Raw genomic sequence first — 20,196 nt, forward strand, 5'->3', positions numbered from 1 at the left:
AGTTGCATGGATAAGTTGCTCAAGCTGTGGCAGGGAACCGGTCTGTATCATCTGGAGCCGGGCCAGGTGCTGATGATTTTCATCTGCCTGGGGCTGATCTATCTGGCGATCCGCAAGGGATTCGAGCCGCTATTGCTGATCCCGATCGGCTTTGGCGGCATCCTGGCGAACATTCCCGTGGCGAACATGGCCGAGGGCGCGGGAATCCTGCATCTGTTCTATGAGGTGGGCCTGCCGACCAGTGTGTTCCCGTTGTTGATCTTCATGGGCGTGGGGGCGATGACGGACTTCGGTCCGATGCTCGCCAATCCGAAGACGTTGTTGCTCGGAGCGGCGGCGCAGTTCGGTATCTTCGCCACCTTGCTCGGTGCGCTGGCACTGACCGCGGCGGGCATTCCCGGGATGGAATTCACCCTGCGCGAGGCCGCTTCGATCGCCATCATCGGCGGGGCCGATGGCCCCACCTCGATCTTCGTGACGTCGAAACTTGCGCCGGAACTGCTCGGCCCCATTGCGGTCGCCGCGTATTCCTACATGGCCCTGGTCCCGCTGATCCAGCCGCCGATCATGCGGGCTCTGACTTCGCCCGAGGAGCGGGCCATCGTGATGACGCAGCTGCGCCATGTGAGTCATGTGGAGAAAATTGTTTTTCCCCTGGTGCTCTGTTTGCTGGTCGGGCTGCTGTTGCCGGACGCTGCGCCATTGGTAGGCATGTTCGCATTCGGCAATCTGTTGCGCGAATGTGGTGTGGTGGATCGCCTGGCCGACACCTCGCGCAACGCGCTGATCAATATCGTCACTATTGCGCTGGGTTTGACCGTCGGCTCCAAGCTCTCGGCCGAAGCCTTTCTGCAACTGAAGACGTTGGGCATCCTGCTGCTGGGGATGCTCGCATTCTGCGGCGGTACCGCGGCGGGAGTCCTTATGGCGAAGGTGATGAACCGCTTCAGCCACAACAAGATCAATCCGCTGATCGGCTCCGCCGGTGTTTCGGCAGTGCCGATGGCCGCGCGGGTATCGAACAAGGTCGGGCTGGAGGCGAATCCGCAGAATTTCCTGCTGATGCATGCCATGGGGCCGAACGTGGCTGGCGTCATCGGATCGGCCGTTGCCGCCGGGGTGCTGCTCAACTTCGTCGGCTAGCGGCGATGGAGAACAAGAAAGCCGGCTTGCAGCCGGCTTTTTTGTCGGTGCGGGTGATCAGCTGTCTTCCTTGGCCAATTCCGCGTCTTGCGCAATCAATGCGATCAGCGCGTTCTGCTGGCGATGAGTCAATTGGCGGAAGCGCTGCAGCAATTCTCGCTCATGCAGCGACAGTTCCGGGCTATCCAGTCGCATGCTCAGGTCGTCATCGAGCGCGCCTTCCTGCAACAGACTCTGTTCCAGTCGGGCGATGATTTCGGAGTTCATGCTGCGGTGATGGTTGCGAGCCACGTCGGCGATGCGCTCGCGCATGCCGTCAGGGAGTCGAACCACGAATTTGTCAGCCGTTCGGCTGGAGTAAACTGCCTGCTTCATAGGGCGCATATTTAACCGGTTAGTCAGGTGGGCGTGCTGGCGTATTGCCGGGGTGGTCACCGGTCTGACAACCAACAGCACATGCTGTTCCGTCAGACACCAAAAAACATTAGACGGGTTCATGGCGCCAATTGTACGACGTTTTATTAATTAGTAAAGGCATTGTGGTATCAAAGTGCCTTTACTGTGATGCAGTGCTTACTGTGAGGCTCAGGGCGCCCCCGAAACGGCTCGATCGCTGACGGGTGCACCCAGGCAGCATGCGGCGGAGCCTCTACCGCAACACCGGATCGAATTTGATGCGGCGTCCGATCAGCATGGCGATGACGAACAGAATGCCGAACAGTGCCAGGCCTCCCTTGCTGGCCACTCCCAGGGCGCCGGCATCGGCGGGTGCCAGAAAGGCCCCTGCGGCACAGATCGATGCCAGCAGCAGGCAAGACAATGCGAATTTGGACATGGTTATCTCCCTTGCGGAACGATCCGCGCTGAAGTCGATCCTTAGAAGACCCAGCGCTGAGGCTGGGCGGGACTGCTGATTTCCGTGCCGCTGAGCGTGAAGACCCGTGCTCTGGGTTGTTCGTGGCTGACCGGCTGAATGGCTTGGTGACCAGGCGGCTGGGGTCGTAGTGCTGGCGCTTCGAGCGCTGGCTGCAGCAGCGCGGCCAGCGCTGCTGTCACAACTCCTGCTCTGAGTAGATAAACCGGCTTTTTCATGAGGCGTCGTCCTTCGCGTCACGTTTCTAAGTTAGGTTCTTCATAGCAGGTGCTGTGCCAATCGGTTTTTCTAAAAAACACTAATAAAATCAGTGTGTTGATGTTGGGATTAATGGCGCCTGGATTGCGCTTTGCACGAGTGCCGTCTGTGGGTCGTGCATTTTGCATTGCGGTAATTGAGGGCTTGTGGCGGGGAGGAGTTCGGCTCGCTCGCAGGCGTCGAAAAAGCAAGGGGGAGAAGTGAGCCTGAGAATTGGGGGTGAAACGGGCATGACAAAACGCACCTGGCTCGTTAACATGCGGCCCGCGCAACGTCCCAGTAGCTCAATCGGATAGAGCATCCCCCTCCTAAGGGGAAGGTTGGAGGTTCGACCCCTCTCTGGGACGCCATTTCCCTTTCTGCGCGCCCTTTCCCTGTCATCCCGTTGATACGGCTCCAAAGAGCCCACGCTGACGTCGCCGTCTGCGCGGATCAGAGGCTGTCTTGCATGCTGCGTTGCGTGAGGAATGGGGTGGAAGTTAGCGTTCTTCGTTACAGGGGTCAGCTAAAGGGTGTTTCGCTGACGTCGCGGCGTGCTTCGCGTTGCAGTTGGTAGACGAATCGCTCGATCTGGCGCTGGGTCGGCCCGCTGATGCGGTGGAAGCGCAGGCCGCAGAAGGTGGTATCGAGTTTCTCATTGACGACCAGATGTCGCAGTTCGACCGCGGTTTGCACCGTGCCGAACGGCAGCTTCGCCGAGAGTTCATAGAGCTGGCCGGTCTGCAGGCGGCCCTGTTGATCGCCCTTGATGCTCAGTTTGCAGCCTGTGGCCGAGATGTCGAGCAGCCTTCCCTCGAGCGCCTTTCGCAGCGAAGCGCCGCCGAGACTGGCTAGGGTGCTGGTTTCCTTGAGCTGGGCTCGATACGCGTTGCGGCGCTGGTGGTAGGTCAGCTCCGTAGGCATGGGCACCCAGTAGCAGCGGGCGTCGTCCAGTTCGGCAAGATGGGCCGGCTGGTTGTTCGTCCAGGCGATGCGAACGCCTTCGTAGAAGCCCTCCACATGAAAGGGCTCACCTTGCAGGAGGAGTCGTTCGCCGTCGGTTGGAATCAGCTCGTCGAGTGCAATCCAGCCTTTCTCGCGGTTCAGCTCCACCAGGAAGCTCCGATAGCGCTGGTTGCGCTCGTGGAAGCGAATGATCAGCGGGGTGCGGTTGTCCAGAAGCGGCCGCAGGTTGGCATGTATCTCGATCGGCGCCGTCAACACTTTGGGCGGTTGCGGGCCTTCTTCGTCGAAGAATGGATTAGACACGTTCCGATGCTCCCCGGCGCATTGGCATTACCATCGCATTACGTCCTTGTCGCGCCAGTTCAGGCCTGGCTCAAGGGGCGCTGTTTCGCGACCTTGGCGGCTCCGCCACGGTTGTCGTACAGGCTGGGGGTTTCGTTCTTGCCCTGGAGGATGTCCAGCATGCTGCCCACCGCGCTCTGGTTGGCGCGGATGAGGCGGCCGTTGCGCTCGTTTGCGCTGCGGCAGGCTTCCAGGATCGTTTCCAGACGCTGGGCTTGTTCGAGGATTGCTGCGCCTTTTTCCGAGCGGGCGGCAAGGGCCTCCAGGCCGGTGCGATCAGCGCTCAGCTGCTGCGCGGTCAGCCACTGGCTGCGCTGGGTGCTGTGTTGGCCGAGCAGGGCCAGCAGCGGCTGCTTTTTCGCCAGAATGTTTTCCAGGCTCGCGAGGTCGCGCTCGCTCAGGGCCGTGAATTCCTGATCGCTGAGCTCAAGAAGCTGGCCGGCTATGCCGATATCGTCGGTGAGCTGCTCAAGCAGGGTCGTGTCTTGCATTTCAGGCTCTGGGGCGTGCTCGTATCGGGTTTAAAGGGCAGGTCAGCGCTGTGTCTCGAAAGCCAGCAGCTTGGCCGCGACACGCTGACTGTCGACCTGATAGGAGCCGTCGGCGATCGATTGGCGTAGCTTGGCTACGCGTTCCTGGTCGACGGCAGGCTGGTCGCTCAGCTTGTCGGCTGCCTGCTGCAGGCGCTGGGCTTCAGGGCTCAGTTGTACCGTGTCAGCAGTGCTGGCGGTCGTATTGCCGCTTTTAGGCGCATCGCCGGCCGGCCCTTGCAGGGGGCTGCCTGTGCGCTCGTTGCCTTGAACAGCACCGCGCCCGTTGGGGGCATTCAGTGTGCTGCTGTTGGGCCGGTTGAAGTCGATGACCATGATGCAAACCTCGAAGGAATCAGGACGCTTGCCATATGTTCGGCAACAATGGACGAAACTTTAGCGTTTTTTCGGCCGGGCCACATGAAAAAGTGCTGTGGTCTGACCGCTGGCCGTCACGCTTGTCACATCGCGACTTCGACATGGCCGGGGCCGGTGACCCGCGCTTTCACGACACGTCCGGAGCGTTGGTTCTTTACCGGGATCTGTTTGCCGGGCGCGCCATCCGCCATCGCTTCGCCAGGCATGCGGACATTTATCGATCCGCTTCTGGCGGTGATCACCACCTGATCGCCCTTGCGCACCACTTCCGCAAGCTCCATCTGGTTGGGTGCTATCACCTGATCCGGCTGCACCGGTCGGGTCAGCTTGTTGCCGAGCACTTCATCCATGCGTGTCAGGTAGCCCTGGGTGAGGTTGGCAACGTCGCGTTCGGCCAGGCTCACGTCGGCCTCGCTGAGCCGACTGTCGCGCAGCAGCGAGCGGTTGGCGACGATGACCTGGCGATAGAGGCGCACCTGTGCAGGGACGAACACGGACCAGGGGCTGCTTCCCGTGCAACTTACCCGCACGGTGACACGTCCGATAGGTTGGGCGGAGCCGCCGAGCCTGGCCTCGAGCGGGAGGTCGCATTGTGCCAGGCGTAGTCGGGGGTCCAGGCGATTGACGCTGATTTCGTGACGGGCTTCTATGTCGCCGCGTCGCAAATAGTCGGCGACCGCCTGCTCAAGAAACTGCTCGGTCGCGTCGATAAGCTGCTCAGGATGTGACATGGTTGTCGCATGGGCCAGTTGGCCCAGTGCGCAAAACGCCGGCAGCAGCAGGTATCTGCGCAGTCCTTGGCCGTCGCGTCGGAAAAAAGTCATATGGGCGTTCATGCCCCAACCAAAGCAAGGGGCGTGCCGCGTCTTCATCGTCGGCCCCTGAGCGATCTGCAAGCAGAGAGGAAGACTGGCATGGCCGGTGTACTGGATTCGGTTAACCAGCGTACCCAACTGGTGGGGCAGAACCGCCTGGAGCTGTTGCTGTTTCGTCTGGAAGGCGAGCAGCTGTACGGCATCAACGTGTTCAAGGTGAAGGAGGTATTGCAGTGTCCGCGCCTGACGATCATGCCCAAGTCCGGCAGGGTCGTGCGCGGTGTGGCCAGCATCCGCGGCAGTACGCTGCCGATCCTCGACCTGTCCCTGGCGACGGGCAAGCCGGCGCTGGCGGACCTGCAGAACACCTTCGCGATCATCACCGAGTACAACAACCGGACGCTGGGCTTTCTGGTGCGTTCGGTGGAGCGGATCGTGAACATGAACTGGGAGGAAATCCTTCCTCCCCCCAAGGGGGCCGGGCGGGATCATTACCTGACGGCGGTGACCCACGTCGACAATCGCCTGGTGGAGATCATCGACGTCGAGAAGGTGCTGGCGGAGGTTGCGCCGATGTCCGAGGCGGTTTCGCCGAATGTGGTGGATGCCGAGACCCAGGCCAAGGCGCTTTCGTGTCGGGTACTGGTCGTCGATGACTCTTCCGTGGCGCGCAAGCAGATCGTTCGCTGCCTGGAGAATCTCGGGGTCGAGGTCGTCACGCTGAACGATGGCCGTGAGGCGCTCGACTACCTGAAGCGGATGGCCGACGACGGCAAGCGGCCGGCGGAGGAATTCCTGATGATGATCTCCGATATTGAAATGCCAGAGATGGATGGCTATACCCTGACTACTGAGGTGCGTCAGGATTCACGCATGCAGGATATGCATATTCTCTTGCATACTTCGCTTTCCGGTGTGTTCAACCAGAACATGGTGAAGCGTGTGGGGGCGGACGATTTTCTCGCCAAGTTCCAGCCCGACGATCTCGCGGCTCGTGTGGTCGAGCGGATTCGAAAGGCGGATGCAAACTGAGGCTGGTCCTCTCATGGATTTGATGGCGAGGCTTTATTAGTGTCAGTTGATCTGGATTTCGAGCAGTTCCGGGTATTTCTAGAGAAGACGTGCGGCATTCTGCTTGGCAGCAACAAACAGTATCTGGTGTCCAGCCGGCTGAACAAGCTGATGGAGCAGCAGGGCATCAAGACGCTCGGCGATCTGGTCAGGACGATCCAGGCGCAGCCGCGTAGCGGCCTGCGCGAGCAGGTCGTCGATGCGATGACCACCAACGAGACGCTGTGGTTTCGCGATACCTATCCATTCGAAGTGCTCAAGAGCCGGGTTCTGCCGGAAATGCTCAAGACCGGTTCCGGCCAGCGCCTGCGCATCTGGTCCGCCGCCTGTTCCTCGGGGCAGGAGCCTTACTCGCTGTCGATGGCGATCGATGAGTACGAGCGCAGCAATCCCAGCCAGCCGAAGACCGGTGTGCAGATCGTCGCCACCGAGCTGTCGGGGGCGATGCTCGCCGCCTGCAAGGCGGCCGAATACGACAGCCTGGCGATCGCCCGCGGGCTTTCCAGCGAGCGCCTGCAGCGCTACTTCGATCTCAAGGCGCCCGGGCGCTGGGCGGTGAAGCCTGCCATTCGTTCGCGTGTCGAGTTCAAGGTTCAGAATCTGCTGGACAGCTATGCCGCCCTGGGTAAGTTCGACATCGTTTTCTGCCGCAATGTGCTGATCTATTTTTCCGCCGACGTGAAGAGAGACATTCTCAAGCGCATCCATGCGACCCTGCGTCCGGGTGGTTACCTGTTCCTCGGTGCCTCTGAGGCGCTCAACGGGCTGCCGGAGCTGTACCAGATGGTCCAGTGCAGTCCGGGGATCATCTACAAGGCGAAGTGATTCGGAGTTGTTGACGTTTCATCGCAAACCGCCGCGAATGAAGCGTCAACAGATCCCTGGGAGTGGGTGGCAAAAAACCGTCATGCACCTTGCTGGTTGCGGCAAAACGGCGGAAAAGCCTTGCCGCTTTTGACGCTACTGAAATAGTTTTCCGGCTGTGAATCCCTTTAAATCAAGGGGTTATGTTCTATGGCATGAGCTTTGCTGGAGTATGCGCAAGCAGACTTGTATCCGGCAGAGGGCCAGATTCATGAGCATCAGTTTCGACAAGGCCTTGGGCATTCATGAGAAGGCGCTGGGTTTCCGTTCGCAGCGCGCCGAAGTGCTGGCGAACAATATCGCCAATGCCGATACGCCTAACTACAAGGCCCGTGATCTCGACTTCGGCAGCGTGCTCGCCGAGCAGTCGGCGCAAAGCCAGGGTGGTTTCGGTGTCACTCGGACCAGCGACAGGCATATCGCCGCCGAGGGATTGGAAATCGCCGATGCGTCCCTGCGTTTCCGCACGCCGGCCCATCCGTCATTGGACCAGAACACCGTCGATCTGCAGATCGAGCAATCCAACTACGCGAAGAACGCCGTGGATTTCCAGGCGAGCTTTACCCTGCTCAACAGCAAGTTCAAGGGGCTGATCAGCGCCCTGCGCGGCGAATAAAGGAGTTCTCACCATGTCCCTCAGTAGCGTATTCAACATTGCCGGCAGCGGCATGAGCGCCCAGAGCACTCGCCTGAACACCATTTCCAGCAACATCGCCAACGCCGAAACGGTTTCCTCCAGTGTCGACCAGACCTATCGGGCCCGCCATCCGGTATTCGCCACCGTGTTCCAGCAGGCTGGCGGACAGCCCAACGAGTCGTTGTTCGCCGAGCAGGATCAGGCTGGCGCAGGTGTGCAGGTGCTCGGCGTCGTCGAGGACCAGGGCGAGCTGCAGGCGCGTTACGAGCCCAATCATCCCGCTGCCGACGAGAAGGGTTACGTCTACTACCCGAACGTCAACGTGGTGGAGGAAATGGCCGACATGATTTCCGCCAGTCGTGCGTTTCAGACCAACGCCGAGCTGATGAACACCGCCAAGACCATGCTGCAGAAAGTTCTGACGCTGGGTCAGTAAGGAGCATGAAAGATGGCAATTGATACCAGTAGCGTGAGTAGTACCGTTCTTTCGCAATATTCCGGAACCGACTCTTCGTCCTCGGAAACCAGTAGTCTGGGTAAAACGGATTTTCTGATGTTGCTGGTGACGCAGCTTAATAATCAAAATCCTCTGGACCCGCAAGACAACAGCGAATTCGTCGCTCAGCTTGCGCAGTTCAGCAGTCTTGAGTCGATGGAAAATCTCAATACGTCAATGACGTCATTGTTGAGCAGTTATCAGTCTTCTCAGGCGCTGCAGGCAACTTCCCTCGTTGGAAGTTCGGTAATCGTAGAGACGGGTTCAGCGCTCGTTGATACCAGTGAAAGCCTCAGCGGTACTGTCGTAATGCCTTCGTCCGGCAGCAACGTCAATGTGAAGATCTATGACAGTACGGGATCGCTGGTAAAAACGATTTCCCTCGGGGACCAGAGTAGCGGAAACATCGATTTCATCTGGGATGGCACCAACTCCAGTGGCGAGACTGTTGATCCGGGGACCTTCACCTTCGTGGCGGAAGCGTCGCTCGATGGGGCCACTACTGCGCTCAGTACGTATCTCCCGGCAAAAGTAAATAGTGTCACCCTGGGGCAGGACGGAGCAGAGATGACTCTTAACCTGGCAGGTATTGGAAGCGTGAGCCTTTCGCAAGTTCGAACCATCGGTAAGTAATTAATCGCATTGGGAGAATGCCATGACGTTTAATGTTGCGCTGAGCGGCCTGAATGCGGCCAGCACGGATCTGAATGTAACGGGTAATAATATCGCGAACGTCGGTACAACCGGCTTCAAGGCTTCGCGCGCGGAGTTTGCGGATCTTTACGCAACGTCCATGCTCGGCTCTGGAGGAAATGCGGTCGGCAGTGGGGTGACGACCGCGGATATTGCCCAGCAATTCACTCAGGGGAATATCACAAGTACTGGAAATAGCCTTGACCTGGCGATCAGTGGCAATGGTTATTTCATGGTCAGTAACAATGGCTCCATGCTTTATACCCGTGCTGGCGCCTTCAAGACAGATGCCGAAGGCTATGTCATAAATAGCGAGGGGTATAACCTGCAAGGTTATGGAGTCAATTCCAGTGGTGATATCGTCAGTGGCATTACCACCAATCTCAAGGTTGATAGCAGTAACCAGGCGCCGAATGCTACGAGTTCGGTAGTGGAGACACTGGCACTGAATTCCAACAGCAGCGTTCCTACCAACACTCCCTTCGATGCCAGCGATTCGAGTACTTACAACTGGTCGACCTCGGTGCCCTTGTATGACACGCAAGGCAACTCCCACACGATGACCCAGTACTTCGTGAAAGACGACAGTAACCAGTGGACCATGTACACCCTCATCGATGGGCGAAATCCGGCTGACCCGACTTCTACGGATGCGTATGAGGTGAGCATCGGTTTCACGGCGGCTGGAGCGCTGGATCTGACCTCCTTGGCATCCACCGATTTCGATGTGAACGCCGATGGAACCCTGACCTTGAATACCTGGGTGCCGGCGACGGTAACCGATTCGACTACTTCGCCAGTCACCTGGGGGAGCAATGGCGCAGCCGCCAGCGCGAGTGGTATTTCCATCGATCTGCGCAACATCAGCCAGACGAATACCAGCTTCGCGGTATTGAGCAGTCCGGTCCAGGACGGCTACACCACGGGCCAGCTGTCGGGGCTCTCCATCGATGACACTGGCGTGATGTTCGCCACCTACACCAATGGTCAGTCGAAGGTCATCGGGCAAGTGGTGCTGGCGAATTTCACGAACTCGCAAGGGCTTGCTTCGGTAGGTGGCACGGCTTGGGCGCAAACGCTGGCCTCCGGGGAGCCGGCTATCGGAACGCCGGGGTCCGGAACGCTGGGCTCCTTGCAGTCTGGTGCGCTGGAAGATTCGAACGTCGATCTTACGGCGCAACTGGTCAACCTGATCGTCGCCCAGCGAAACTATCAGGCCAACGCCAAAACAGTGGAAACCGAAAGCGCCATCTCCCAGACCATCATCAACCTGCGCTGAGCCTGGGAGGCAAGCGCATTGCCGCTAACGGCAGTATTCCGCCGCTCTCGTGAAAGAAGGCCCTTTAGGGCCTTCTTCTTTTCCGGGAAAAGTTTTCATTTCAATGGCTTGGATTCCTACTGGGGCTGTGGCACGCGCCTTGCATTTTCATCGTTAACACAATCGCAAGCGTCAATCTCGCGTCTCGGAGATTTCGATGGACAAGATGCTCTACGTGGCCATGACCGGTGCCAGCCAGAACGCGCGGGCCCAGCAGGCGCACGCCAACAATCTGGCGAACATTTCCACCACGGGCTTTCGCCGGGACTTCGAACAGGCGCGTTCGATGCAGGTGTTCGGCGACAGCTATCCAGCCCGCGTCTACGCCATGTCGGAGCGCCCGGGTACCGATTTCACCGCCGGCGCGCTGCAGGAAACCGGCCGTGACCTGGACGTCGCCATCGAAGGCGAGGGCTGGATCGCCGTGCAGGCGCCGGATGGCAACGAGGCCTACGTGCGTACCGGCAGTCTGAACATCGACATGCTGGGCATGCTGCGCACCGCCGACGGCATGCCGGTGCTCGGCAACGGCGGGCCGATCGCCATTCCGCCGGAGGAAAAGGTGGATATCGGCCACGACGGCACCATCAGCATTCGTGCCCTGGGCGAAGACCCGAACGTCGTGGTCACCGTGGACCGTCTCAAGCTGGTCAACCCCGATCCGCAGCAATTGGAGAAGGGCACCGACGGCCTGATCCGCATGAAGGATGGGCAGCCCCTCGAGGCGGATGCCAACGTACGGGTCACCTCCGGGTTTCTCGAGGCGAGCAACGTCAATGCCGTTGCCGAGATGACGTCCATGCTGGCGTTGTCCCGCCAGTTCGAACTGCACGTGAAGATGATGCGCACCGCCGAAGACGACGCGGCTGCCATGGCTCGCGTACTGCAAATCAGCTAACACCCGCGCGTAGCGCCCGGCCGGCGCACGAGGAGAACGCACATGCTTCCAGCACTTTGGGTCAGCAAGACCGGTTTGTCCGCCCAGGACATGAACCTGACGACCATTTCCAACAACCTGGCCAACGTCTCCACCACCGGTTTCAAGCGTGACCGAGCCGAGTTCCAGGACCTGCTGTACCAGATACGTCGCCAGCCTGGTGGCCAGTCCAGCCAGGACAGCGAACTGCCTTCCGGCCTGCAGCTGGGTACCGGCGTGAGGATCACGGGCACGCAAAAGATTTTCACCACGGGGAGCCTGCAGACCACCGAGCAGCCGCTGGACATGGCCATCAACGGCCGTGGCTTCTTCCAGGTGCTGCTGCCCGATGGCACGGTGTCCTATACCCGTGACGGCAGTTTCCACCTGGATTCCGACGGCCAGGTCGTCACCTCCAACGGCTATGCGCTGGAGCCGGCCATCGTCGTGCCGGCCGAGACCCAGACCTTCACCGTCGGCGAAGACGGCACCGTGTCGGTCACCACGCTGGGCAATGCCCAGCCGCAGATCATCGGCAATATCCAGACCGCCGACTTCATCAACCCCGCCGGCCTGCAGGCCATGGGCAGTAACCTGTTCCTGGAAACCGCCGCCAGTGGCGCGCCGCAGGTCAGCACCCCGGGCCTTAACGGCCTGGGCACCGTATTGCAGAACACCCTGGAAAACTCCAACGTCAGCGTCGTCGAGGAACTGGTGAACATGATCACCACCCAGCGCGCCTACGAAATGAATTCCAAGGTCATTTCCACCGCCGACCAGATGCTGTCGTTCGTCACGCAGCAGCTCTGATCGGGCTTTCGCCGTTGTATTCGGGCAGTGCCCGCAGTTGTTTCGATGGCCTGTCAGGGCTTGAGGTGTCTATGAGCCGCTTGTTGATCGTTGTCTCGCTGTCGTCCGCCTTCGCGCTGGCCGGGTGCGTCGCCCCCGCGCCCAAGCCGGACGATCCCTACTACGCGCCGGTGCTGCCGCGTACGCCGCTGCCGGCAGCGCAGAACAACGGCGCGATCTACCAGGCGGGTTTCGAAACCTATCTCTACGACGACCGCAAGGCCTACCGGGTCGGCGATATCATCACCATCACCCTCAACGAAAGTACCCAGGCCAGCAAGAACGCCAGCTCCAGCATTTCCAAGGACAGCAGCGCCAATATCGGCCTCGGCTCGCTGTTCGGCGGCGCGGTGTCCATGGCCAACCCGCTGACCGGCAATTCGATGAGCCTGGGCGCCGAATACGACGCCTCGCGCGACACGTCCGGTTCGGGGCAGGCGGGGCAGAGCAACAGCCTGTCCGGTTCGATCACCGTGACCGTTTCCGACGTGCTGCCCAACGGCATCCTCGCCGTGCGCGGCGAGAAATGGATGACGCTCAACACCGGCGACGAGCTGGTGCGCATCGCCGGCCTGGTACGCCAGGACGATATCGCCACCGACAACACGGTGTCGTCGACCCGCATCGCCGATGCGCGCATCACCTATTCGGGTACCGGCGCCTTCGCCGACGCCAGCCAGCCCGGCTGGCTGGACCGCTTCTTCATGAGCCCCCTGTGGCCGTTCTGACCGGAGCCGATGGCATGCTGAAGAAAATGCTCCTGCTCACCGGCTTGCTGTTCGTCTGCGCAACCACCCAGGCCGAGCGACTCAAGGACGTGGCGACCATCCACGGCGTGCGCACCAACCAGTTGATCGGTTACGGACTGGTGGTGGGCCTCAATGGCAGTGGCGACCAGACCACCCAGACGCCGTTCACCGTACAGACCTTCAACAACATGCTGGCGCAGTTCGGTATCAAGGTGCCGAGCGGTGGCAACGTCCAGCTGAAGAACGTCGCCGCGGTGTCCATCCATGCCGATCTGCCGCCATTCGCCAAGCCGGGGCAGACCATCGACATCACCGTATCCTCGATCGGCAACGCCAAAAGCCTGCGCGGCGGCAGCCTGCTGATGGCGCCGCTCAAAGGGATCGACGGCAACGTCTACGCCATTGCCCAGGGCAACCTGGTGGTCGGCGGTTTCGATGCCAGCGGCGCGGACGGTTCGCGGGTCACCGTCAACTCGCCGTCGGCCGGACGCATCCCCGGTGGCGCGACCGTCGAACGGCCGGTGCCGAGCGGCTTCAACCAGGGCAACACCCTGACGCTGAACCTCAATCGCCCGGACTTCACCACGGCGAAGAACATCGTCGACCAGATCAACGAACTGCTCGGCCCGGGCGTGGCGCAAGCCCTGGACGGCGGCTCGATCAGCGTGAGCGCGCCGCTGGACCCGAATCAGCGCGTGGACTACCTGTCGATCCTGGAGAACCTCGAGGTCGAAGTTGGCCAGGCGGTGGCCAAGGTCATCATCAACTCGCGTACCGGCACCATCGTCATCGGCCAGAACGTACGGGTGCAGCCGGCCGCCGTCACCCACGGCAGCCTGACTGTGACCATCAGTGAAGACCCTCAGGTCAGCCAGCCGGCGCCCTTCTCGGAGGGGCAGACGGTGGTCGTGCCCAATTCGCGGGTGACGGCCGAGCAGGAAGCCAAGCCGATGTTCAAGTTCGGCCCCGGCACCACGCTGGACGAAATCGTCCGGGCGGTGAACCAGGTGGGCGCCGCGCCCAGCGACCTGATGGCCATTCTCGAAGCGCTCAAGCAGGCCGGTGCGCTGCAAGCCGACCTGATCGTGATCTAGGGGTAGAGATATGGAAAATCGTCTCGGTAGCGCCACACGCGGCCTCGACAGCGGCAGCTACACCGATCTCAACCGCCTCAGCCAGCTGAAGGTGGGCAAGGACCGGGACGGCGAAGAGAACGTGCGCAAGGTCGCGCAGGAATTCGAATCGCTGTTTCTCAACGAGATGCTCAAGTCGATGCGCTCGGCCACCGAGGTCCTGGCCAAGGACAATCCGCTCAACAGCCAGGCGAGCAAGCAGTACCAGGACATGTATGATCAGCAACTGTCGGTCAGCCTCTCGAAAGAGGGTGGCGGCATCGGCCTGGCCGACGTGCTGGTGCGCCAGCTGAACAAGCAGACCGAGTCGGTCTCGCGCAGCAACCCGTTCGCGCAGGTCGCCCAGACCGAAGGCGCGGCCTGGCCGAGCAAGCCGGCTGTCGCCACCGAGTCGACCCGCGACGATTCGCGCCTGCTCAACCAGCGCCGCCTGGCCTTGCCGGGCAGGGCGAGCGAGCGGCAGCTGGCGAACGTCTCGGCGACCGCGCCGGCACGCGGCACCGGTACGCCCCAGCCGCTGGTGAACCTCGACTGGCAGCCCGCCACCGCCTTCGCCGCGCCGCAGGACAAGCCGCTGACCGTCAACGGCGTCGAGGTCAATACAGCCAGGGCACCGAGCAAGACCCGCTTCGCTTCCCCGGAAGAATTCATCGCCACCATGATGCCCATGGCCGAGAAGGCGGCGGAGCGTCTCGGTGTGGAGCCCCGCTACCTCGTCGCTCAGGCCGCGCTTGAGACGGGCTGGGGTAAGTCGATGATCAAGCAGAAGGACGGCAGTAATAGCCACAACCTCTTTGGCATCAAGGCGACCAACTGGAGCGGGGAATCGGCCATGGCCCGAACCACCGAATATGTGAACGGCCGGGCGGTCAAGCAGGTCGAGGGGTTTCGTGCCTATGCCTCCTTCGAACAGAGCTTCGATGACTTCGTCAGTCTTCTTCAGAACAGCGATCGTTATCAGTCGGCGCTCAATGCCGGTGGTGACTCCGAACGCTTCGTGCAGGAGTTGCAGAAGGCTGGCTACGCGACAGACCCTCAATATGCGCGCAAAGTCAGCCAGATCGCACGGCGCATGGAGGCTTATCAAACAGTGGCCAGTACAGGATCTTCGTCGGCTATCAGGACAAGGGGTTAAATCGTGGCGAGCTTGATTTCCATCGGACTGTCGGGGCTCTCTGCGAGCCAAACGGCACTTGCGACTACCGGTAACAATATCGCCAACGTCGATACCGCTGGGTACTCGCGGCAATCCGTCGTGCAGAAGAGCGCATCGGCCGAGTTCATCGGTGTCGGTTATGTCGGCAATGGTACGACTGTCGCCGACGTCCGACGCATCTATAGCGAATACCTCAATACCCAGCTGCGTACCAGTACCGGGCTGGATGCCGAGGCCCAGGCCTACCTGACGCAGATCAACCAGACCGATGCCCTGCTCGCTGACAGCACCACCGGCATCAGCAGCGTGCTCAGCTCGTTCTTCGCGGCACTGCAGACCGCTGCCGAAAATCCCACGGATGCATCCGCGCGAGCACTGCTGCTGACCAATGCGGGCGGTCTGGCCGAACGGTTCGGCTCGGTGTACTCGCAACTGGCTGATCAGAACACCTACATCAATTCCCAGCTCAGTTCGATGGCCGAGCAGGTCAACCAGCTCGCATCCTCTATCGCGAACTACAACCAGGCCATCGTCCAGGCCTCGGCCAGTGGTGCCACGCCCAACGACCTGCTGGATGCTCGGGACCAGGCGCTTGTCGATCTGTCCGAACTGGTTGGCGTGACGGTGGTCATGGAAGGCAACAACGCCAACGTCTTCATCGGGTCTGGCCAGCCGCTGGTCATGGGCAATACGGCCTCCACGCTTACCGCAGAGCCGAGCACTACCGATCCGACGCGTTTGAACTTGATGCTCACCAGTGGATACAGCTCCATCGATGTCACCTCGGTGGTGTCCGGGGGCTCGATCAGTGGGCTCGTTCGTTATCGCGAGGAAGTGCTCGACCCGACGCTGAATGAACTGGGACGTCTGGCTCTGGTGATCGCCGACCAGGTGAACAGCCAGCTTGGCCAGGGTATCGATCTCAACGGTGATTTCGGGACTTCGCTGTTCAGCGATATCAACAGCGCGCTTGCCGCATCGCAGAGAAGCCTGGCCCAGGTGGGCAACAGTGCGGGGAGCGGCAATCTCTCGGTATACATCGAGGACTCCAGCGCGCTGACTACCAGCGACTACGAGGTGACCTTCAGCAGCGCTACCGGTTACAGCGTTCGGCGTCTTTCCGACGGTGCGGACCTGGGGTCCTACGACCTGAGCGACGACCCTGCGCCGGTGATAGACGGCTTCAGCCTGGCGCTGGAGGCTGGGGCCGTTGCCGCCGGCGACAAGTTCACCATTATCCCTACCCGCACCGCGGCGGGCAGCATTGGTGTGGTGATGACCGATGCGAACAAGCTGGCTTTCGCGGCGCCGCTGGTGGCGACCAGCAGTTCCGGCAATTACGGTACCGGGACCATCTCCAGTGTCGCGCTGACCTCGGGCAGTGCGCTCGACATCTATGATGCCGCGGCAAATGCCGATACCCAGGCCAGCATCCAGAACGCCATGCCGGTCAAGCTGGTGTTCGATGCCGCCAGTGGTTCGGCCCAGGGTTATACTCTTTATGACGTACAGGGTAATGCCCTCGGTACGGGCAGCATCGTTCCCGGCCAGAGCAATACCGTCACGGTCGGCATCGCGGCCAACCCGCCCAGTGTCCCAAGCGCGTTCGAGTTCGAGTTGGAGATAAGCGGCGCGCCAGCCGAGGGCGACAGCTTCACCGTGGCGTTCAATGCCGACAGTGACTCGGACAACCGTAACGCGCTGGCGCTGCTCGATCTGCAGACGGCGTCGACAATAGGCAAACACAGCATCACCAGTACTTACAGCCAGCTTATAGAAACCGTGGGTGCCAAGGCCAGTCAGGCTGCGCTGGATGCCTCCGCCACGTCCACGATTCTGAGCCAGGCGACGGCCAATCGGGAATCGGTTTCAGGGGTTAACCTCGATGAAGAGGCGGCCAACCTCATCAAGTTCCAGCAGTACTACACGGCAGCGGCCCAAGTGATTAAAGCTGCGCAACAAATGTTCGATACCATAATCAACACTCTCTGAGGCGACGGCTCATGCGTCTATCCACTTCGCTGATCTACAGTTCGAGCATTTCCAGCTATCAGAAGGGCTATGCGAACATCGTCAAAACGCAGCAGCAAATCTCGAGTGGCGAGCGTATCCAGACACCGGCAGACGACCCGGTTGGTGCAGCGCGTCTGCTGCAGCTCGAACAGCAACAGGCATTGCTGACGCAGTACCAGGGCAACCTGACGACGGTGACCAATACCCTCACTCAGGAAGAGGGCATCCTCAATTCGATCAACAACGTGTTGCAGCGCGCCAGGGAGTTGGCCGTCGAGGCCGGTAGCGGCGCGTTGTCCGATGAAGACCGTACCTCGATCGCCAGCGAACTCGAGCAGATCGAAAACCAGCTCTACAGCCTGATGAACAGCAAGGACGCCAACGGGCAGTATCTGTTCGCCGGGTCGTCCAGCGGTACCCAACCGTATGTGAAGAACCCCGACGGCACCTTTAGCTACCAGGGAAATCAGAACTCGCTGAGCCTTCAGGTATCCAGTTCCATGCTGCTCAGCGCCAACGACAGCGGTTGGAGCGTATTCGAGAACGTGGTGAATGCGGGCAGGACGACATCGGCACTGACCACGAACCCTGATGCCGATGGCGAGCAGCGCGTTTTTCTTTCCTCCGGGCTGGTCACCAACGACAAGACCTACGATCAGCAATTTCGCGCCGGATCGCCTTATACGCTGGAACTGGTCAGTGGCTCGGAGTTCGTCATCCGCGACAAGGACGGCACCGACGTCACCGCCGAGGTGAGTGGAGGAGGGGCTTTCGATCCTGAGGCCCTTGATGGTACGACCATCACCTTTCGTGGCATAACGCTGGAGCTGGATGTACAGGCACTTTCCTCCGACAGCAGCGGTGACTACGATGCCCTCCTGACGGGCTATAGCTTCGAGTTCGGCAGCACGACGGACACCTTTGCCATCAGTCGTACCTCGTCGAACACCTCGACGGCGCAGTTGAGCGGTGGCACGATCACCGATACCGCCGCCTATAACGCGGCTTTCCCCGATTCGGGGGTGACCTTCAAGTTCACCAGCGCAACGGACTACGAAGTCTTCCTGCAACCGCTCACCGCGACCAGCACGGCAATCGGCTCCGGCTCGTTGACGGGTTCCGCGCTCAGTTTCGCCGGGGTTTCCTACGACTTGAGTTCCACTCCGGCGGCCGGCGACAGCTTCAACGTCAAGGCGAATTCCGCGGAAACCAGCAGCATCCTGGATACCATTTCCAGCCTCCGGGCTACGTTGCAGGAACCGATAGCGAGCGATACCGAGGCCCAGCTGGCATTGCGCGACTCGATCGCGCTGGCCCTGACCAATCTCGACAAAGGAATCGCCTCCGTGGATGCCACCCGCTCCTCGATCGGCGCCCGACTCAACACGATCGATATCCTGACGACGGAAAACGAAAGCCTGAGCATCACCAATGCATCGACGCAGTCGAGCATTCGCGACACCGACATGGCCGAGGCCACTTCCAAGCTGATATTGCAGCAGACCATGCTCGAGGCGGCACAGCTTGCGTTCGCCCGCATCAGTCAGTTGACATTGTTCAACCAGTTGTAAGCGCTGGTTGAGGAGGGACGGTCTGAAGTAGCCATGTATTTGTTTGGTTCGTTCAGTTAGTTAATTCGGCGCTCATGCCCCCGATACGGCTGACTGCTCCTTACCATAGCCCGGCTATGACGTTGCAGTCCCTAGTGGCCTGTTTGGTTAGTTTGTTAGCTCACTGATCATTATGTTGTAGGAGCCAGCTTGCTGGCGATCATCGGCGATGGTGGTCGGGATCGCCAGCAAGGACTAGGTGCCCCCACGCTCTTACGCTTGAAAGGCTCTTGCGCTTTTCCCGAGTCGAGGCAACGTATGAATAAATGAACTTCCAAGACAGTCCACTAGTCTCGAAGCTCTGATCATCTCGACTTGAGTTAACCAACTAATTGCCTGGGCTACTAGCTCGTGTCCAATTTCCTCTCCGAGGATGAACCCGTTGTTGGTAGCGATCGTAATTCAGGTCCCCGTTGCCGTAACTGCCGCTTCCAAGTGCCCCTAATCCGCGATGGGCCAGGTGGATTGGCCATTCTTTCTGCCGCTGGAGCTCCTGCATTCCCGTGCGCAGGAGCTCCGGGTATAGCGGTGCAGACATTGGCGATACGCCTCAGTGTTATGCAAGTGGCCGGCTTCTTGCTAAGTCCTGTATAGGTGTCATTTCGCTGGCGTGAGTGCCATGCAGTTGGGGCGGTACTCCTTGCCGAGGGGCGGTCCCCAGCAGCCGGGGTAGTGGCTTTTTAAAAGACGGTAAACCTGCAAGCCTATACTATAGATGCTTAGCTAGGGAGAGGGGATGGAAGACCATTTCATAAGAAATAGGGTCGATGTCACACGGGTGGCCAATCTGGCAACTTCCGACGAGCGGAAGAGAGGAGTGCTGAACCAGATACCTGTGACCTTGTGGCTGACCGGCCTTAGCGGTGCGGGAAAGTCTACCTTGGGCTTCAGTCTAGAACGCGCACTGCTGAATACAGGCAAGGCAGCATTCGTGCTGGATGGAGACAATATCCGCTGTGGTTTGAACCGGGACCTCTCTTTTACCCCGCGGGACCGGGCAGAAAATATCCGCCGTACTGCCGAGGTGGCCAGGTTGATGAACGAGGCGGGACTGATTGTGATCGTTTCGCTCATCTCTCCGTACTCGGAAGATCGCCGCCGGGCACGAGATATCATCGGTGAGCAGCGTTTCCGCGAAGTCTACCTGAGTGCGACGCTGTCCGTTTGTGAGGCCAGGGACCCGAAGGGGCTCTATCGCAAGGCGCGCGCCGGAGAAATAGAATCTTTTACCGGCGTCAGTGCGCCGTATCAGATACCACAGAAACCTGATTTGGAGCTGAACACTGGTGTGATGTCCGTTACCGACTGCGTCGAGCGGATGTTGCTCATGTTCAATTAGGATGGATCTGTATTCGAGTCTGCTCGGACGTTGCGATGACGAGCTGATAGATTTGAGGCTTTCGAGA

The 20,196-nt window shown here is 60.2% G+C and carries 22 protein-coding genes and 1 tRNA gene; 16 read left to right on the plus strand and 7 right to left on the minus strand.

Annotation, left to right across the window (positions count from 1 at the left end; genetic code table 11):
• The first annotated feature begins 6 nt into the window (after positions 1-6).
• Complete coding sequence (locus IN820_RS12665; protein WP_193681327.1) at positions 7-1,143, plus strand: sodium ion-translocating decarboxylase subunit beta; 1,137 nt, start codon at positions 7-9, stop codon at positions 1,141-1,143.
• Between the two features lie 57 nt (positions 1,144-1,200).
• On the opposite strand, the gene IN820_RS12670 is transcribed toward IN820_RS12665, so the two are convergent.
• The 3 genes from IN820_RS12670 to IN820_RS12680 all read right to left on the minus strand — a co-directional run bounded on the left by IN820_RS12670 (position 1,201) and on the right by IN820_RS12680 (position 2,235).
• Positions 1,201-1,527 carry an Arc family DNA-binding protein gene (locus IN820_RS12670; RefSeq protein ID WP_020307307.1) on the minus strand — a complete coding sequence of 109 codons (327 nt, stop codon included), beginning with the start codon at positions 1,525-1,527 and terminating at the stop codon, positions 1,201-1,203.
• 265 nt (positions 1,528-1,792) lie between these two features.
• Positions 1,793-1,978 carry a PA3371 family protein gene (locus IN820_RS12675; protein ID WP_020307309.1) on the minus strand — a complete coding sequence of 62 codons (186 nt, stop codon included), beginning with the start codon at positions 1,976-1,978 and terminating at the stop codon, positions 1,793-1,795.
• 41 nt (positions 1,979-2,019) lie between these two features.
• A complete protein-coding gene (locus tag IN820_RS12680) occupies positions 2,020-2,235 on the minus strand; it encodes a hypothetical protein (protein WP_193681328.1) in 216 nt (71 codons plus the stop codon).
• Positions 2,236-2,548: 313 nt separating this feature from the next.
• Between IN820_RS12680 and IN820_RS12685 the strand changes: the two genes are divergently transcribed.
• Positions 2,549-2,625 (plus strand) — tRNA-Arg (locus IN820_RS12685).
• 151 nt (positions 2,626-2,776) lie between these two features.
• Here IN820_RS12685 and IN820_RS12690 read toward each other — a convergent pair.
• The 4 genes from IN820_RS12690 to flgA form a co-directional block, all read right to left on the minus strand.
• Entirely contained in the window at positions 2,777-3,523 is a 747-nt protein-coding gene (locus IN820_RS12690; RefSeq protein ID WP_193681329.1) for a flagellar brake protein, read from the minus strand.
• Positions 3,524-3,582: 59 nt separating this feature from the next.
• Positions 3,583-4,053, minus strand: a complete 471-nt coding sequence (locus IN820_RS12695; protein ID WP_020307310.1) for a flagella synthesis protein FlgN — start codon at positions 4,051-4,053, stop codon at positions 3,583-3,585.
• A 42-nt stretch (positions 4,054-4,095) separates the two neighbouring features.
• The gene (gene flgM / locus IN820_RS12700) at positions 4,096-4,428 is read right to left on the minus strand and encodes a flagellar biosynthesis anti-sigma factor FlgM (protein ID WP_193681330.1); all 333 of its coding nucleotides are present in this window, start codon (positions 4,426-4,428) and stop codon (positions 4,096-4,098) included.
• A gap of 125 nt (positions 4,429-4,553) precedes the next feature.
• Positions 4,554-5,294, minus strand: a complete 741-nt coding sequence (gene flgA, locus IN820_RS12705; RefSeq protein WP_020307311.1) for a flagellar basal body P-ring formation chaperone FlgA — start codon at positions 5,292-5,294, stop codon at positions 4,554-4,556.
• 90 nt (positions 5,295-5,384) lie between these two features.
• Between flgA and IN820_RS12710 the strand changes: the two genes are divergently transcribed.
• From IN820_RS12710 to cysC, 14 genes are all read left to right on the plus strand, one after another.
• Entirely contained in the window at positions 5,385-6,317 is a 933-nt protein-coding gene (locus tag IN820_RS12710) for a chemotaxis protein CheV (protein ID WP_193681376.1), read from the plus strand.
• A gap of 39 nt (positions 6,318-6,356) precedes the next feature.
• Positions 6,357-7,181, plus strand: coding sequence for a protein-glutamate O-methyltransferase CheR (gene cheR / locus IN820_RS12715; protein ID WP_049325003.1), 825 nt, complete (start codon positions 6,357-6,359; stop codon positions 7,179-7,181).
• A 250-nt stretch (positions 7,182-7,431) separates the two neighbouring features.
• Complete coding sequence (gene flgB, locus IN820_RS12720; protein ID WP_049325001.1) at positions 7,432-7,836, plus strand: flagellar basal body rod protein FlgB; 405 nt, start codon at positions 7,432-7,434, stop codon at positions 7,834-7,836.
• A 13-nt stretch (positions 7,837-7,849) separates the two neighbouring features.
• Positions 7,850-8,293, plus strand: a complete 444-nt coding sequence (flgC, locus tag IN820_RS12725) for a flagellar basal body rod protein FlgC (protein WP_125849816.1) — start codon at positions 7,850-7,852, stop codon at positions 8,291-8,293.
• 12 nt (positions 8,294-8,305) lie between these two features.
• Positions 8,306-8,986 (plus strand): flagellar hook assembly protein FlgD, encoded by a 681-nt coding sequence (locus IN820_RS12730; RefSeq protein WP_193681331.1) that lies wholly within the window; start codon positions 8,306-8,308, stop codon positions 8,984-8,986.
• Positions 8,987-9,008: 22 nt separating this feature from the next.
• The gene (gene flgE / locus IN820_RS12735) at positions 9,009-10,325 is read left to right on the plus strand and encodes a flagellar hook protein FlgE (RefSeq protein WP_193681332.1); all 1,317 of its coding nucleotides are present in this window, start codon (positions 9,009-9,011) and stop codon (positions 10,323-10,325) included.
• 196 nt (positions 10,326-10,521) lie between these two features.
• Positions 10,522-11,262: a flagellar basal-body rod protein FlgF gene (flgF, locus tag IN820_RS12740; protein ID WP_193681333.1), complete on the plus strand. Its 741-nt coding sequence runs from the start codon at positions 10,522-10,524 to the stop codon at positions 11,260-11,262.
• Positions 11,263-11,304: 42 nt separating this feature from the next.
• A complete protein-coding gene (flgG, locus tag IN820_RS12745; protein WP_125856348.1) occupies positions 11,305-12,090 on the plus strand; it encodes a flagellar basal-body rod protein FlgG in 786 nt (261 codons plus the stop codon).
• A gap of 71 nt (positions 12,091-12,161) precedes the next feature.
• Positions 12,162-12,857 (plus strand): flagellar basal body L-ring protein FlgH, encoded by a 696-nt coding sequence (gene flgH, locus IN820_RS12750; RefSeq protein WP_193681334.1) that lies wholly within the window; start codon positions 12,162-12,164, stop codon positions 12,855-12,857.
• 14 nt (positions 12,858-12,871) lie between these two features.
• The gene (locus IN820_RS12755; protein ID WP_193681335.1) at positions 12,872-13,972 is read left to right on the plus strand and encodes a flagellar basal body P-ring protein FlgI; all 1,101 of its coding nucleotides are present in this window, start codon (positions 12,872-12,874) and stop codon (positions 13,970-13,972) included.
• Between the two features lie 10 nt (positions 13,973-13,982).
• Positions 13,983-15,146, plus strand: a complete 1,164-nt coding sequence (flgJ, locus tag IN820_RS12760; protein WP_193681336.1) for a flagellar assembly peptidoglycan hydrolase FlgJ — start codon at positions 13,983-13,985, stop codon at positions 15,144-15,146.
• A 3-nt stretch (positions 15,147-15,149) separates the two neighbouring features.
• Positions 15,150-17,159, plus strand: a complete 2,010-nt coding sequence (gene flgK, locus IN820_RS12765; RefSeq protein WP_193681337.1) for a flagellar hook-associated protein FlgK — start codon at positions 15,150-15,152, stop codon at positions 17,157-17,159.
• 11 nt (positions 17,160-17,170) lie between these two features.
• A complete protein-coding gene (locus IN820_RS12770) occupies positions 17,171-18,751 on the plus strand; it encodes a flagellar hook-associated protein 3 (protein WP_193681338.1) in 1,581 nt (526 codons plus the stop codon).
• A gap of 775 nt (positions 18,752-19,526) precedes the next feature.
• On the plus strand, positions 19,527-20,129 hold the full coding sequence (gene cysC / locus IN820_RS12775) for an adenylyl-sulfate kinase (protein WP_011912572.1): 603 nt from the start codon (positions 19,527-19,529) through the stop codon (positions 20,127-20,129).
• Positions 20,130-20,196: the final 67 nt, after the last annotated feature.

The organism is Pseudomonas lopnurensis, from assembly GCF_015070855.1.
Lineage (GTDB): Bacteria > Pseudomonadota > Gammaproteobacteria > Pseudomonadales > Pseudomonadaceae > Stutzerimonas > Stutzerimonas lopnurensis.

Coding starts and splice junctions, on each gene's coding strand:
- flgJ (WP_193681336.1), top strand. CDS start 13,983: ATGGAAAATCGTCTCGGTAGCGCCACACGCGGCCTCGACAGCGGCAGC.
- IN820_RS12680 (WP_193681328.1), bottom strand. CDS start 2,235: ATGAAAAAGCCGGTTTATCTACTCAGAGCAGGAGTTGTGACAGCAGCG.
- IN820_RS12695 (WP_020307310.1), bottom strand. CDS start 4,053: ATGCAAGACACGACCCTGCTTGAGCAGCTCACCGACGATATCGGCATA.
- flgB (WP_049325001.1), top strand. CDS start 7,432: ATGAGCATCAGTTTCGACAAGGCCTTGGGCATTCATGAGAAGGCGCTG.
- IN820_RS12710 (WP_193681376.1), top strand. CDS start 5,385: ATGGCCGGTGTACTGGATTCGGTTAACCAGCGTACCCAACTGGTGGGG.
- IN820_RS12755 (WP_193681335.1), top strand. CDS start 12,872: ATGCTGAAGAAAATGCTCCTGCTCACCGGCTTGCTGTTCGTCTGCGCA.
- flgF (WP_193681333.1), top strand. CDS start 10,522: ATGGACAAGATGCTCTACGTGGCCATGACCGGTGCCAGCCAGAACGCG.
- flgC (WP_125849816.1), top strand. CDS start 7,850: ATGTCCCTCAGTAGCGTATTCAACATTGCCGGCAGCGGCATGAGCGCC.
- IN820_RS12730 (WP_193681331.1), top strand. CDS start 8,306: ATGGCAATTGATACCAGTAGCGTGAGTAGTACCGTTCTTTCGCAATAT.
- flgA (WP_020307311.1), bottom strand. CDS start 5,294: ATGACTTTTTTCCGACGCGACGGCCAAGGACTGCGCAGATACCTGCTG.
- IN820_RS12670 (WP_020307307.1), bottom strand. CDS start 1,527: ATGCGCCCTATGAAGCAGGCAGTTTACTCCAGCCGAACGGCTGACAAA.
- IN820_RS12665 (WP_193681327.1), top strand. CDS start 7: ATGGATAAGTTGCTCAAGCTGTGGCAGGGAACCGGTCTGTATCATCTG.
- flgE (WP_193681332.1), top strand. CDS start 9,009: ATGACGTTTAATGTTGCGCTGAGCGGCCTGAATGCGGCCAGCACGGAT.
- flgM (WP_193681330.1), bottom strand. CDS start 4,428: ATGGTCATCGACTTCAACCGGCCCAACAGCAGCACACTGAATGCCCCC.
- cysC (WP_011912572.1), top strand. CDS start 19,527: ATGGAAGACCATTTCATAAGAAATAGGGTCGATGTCACACGGGTGGCC.
- flgG (WP_125856348.1), top strand. CDS start 11,305: ATGCTTCCAGCACTTTGGGTCAGCAAGACCGGTTTGTCCGCCCAGGAC.
- flgH (WP_193681334.1), top strand. CDS start 12,162: ATGAGCCGCTTGTTGATCGTTGTCTCGCTGTCGTCCGCCTTCGCGCTG.
- IN820_RS12675 (WP_020307309.1), bottom strand. CDS start 1,978: ATGTCCAAATTCGCATTGTCTTGCCTGCTGCTGGCATCGATCTGTGCC.
- IN820_RS12770 (WP_193681338.1), top strand. CDS start 17,171: ATGCGTCTATCCACTTCGCTGATCTACAGTTCGAGCATTTCCAGCTAT.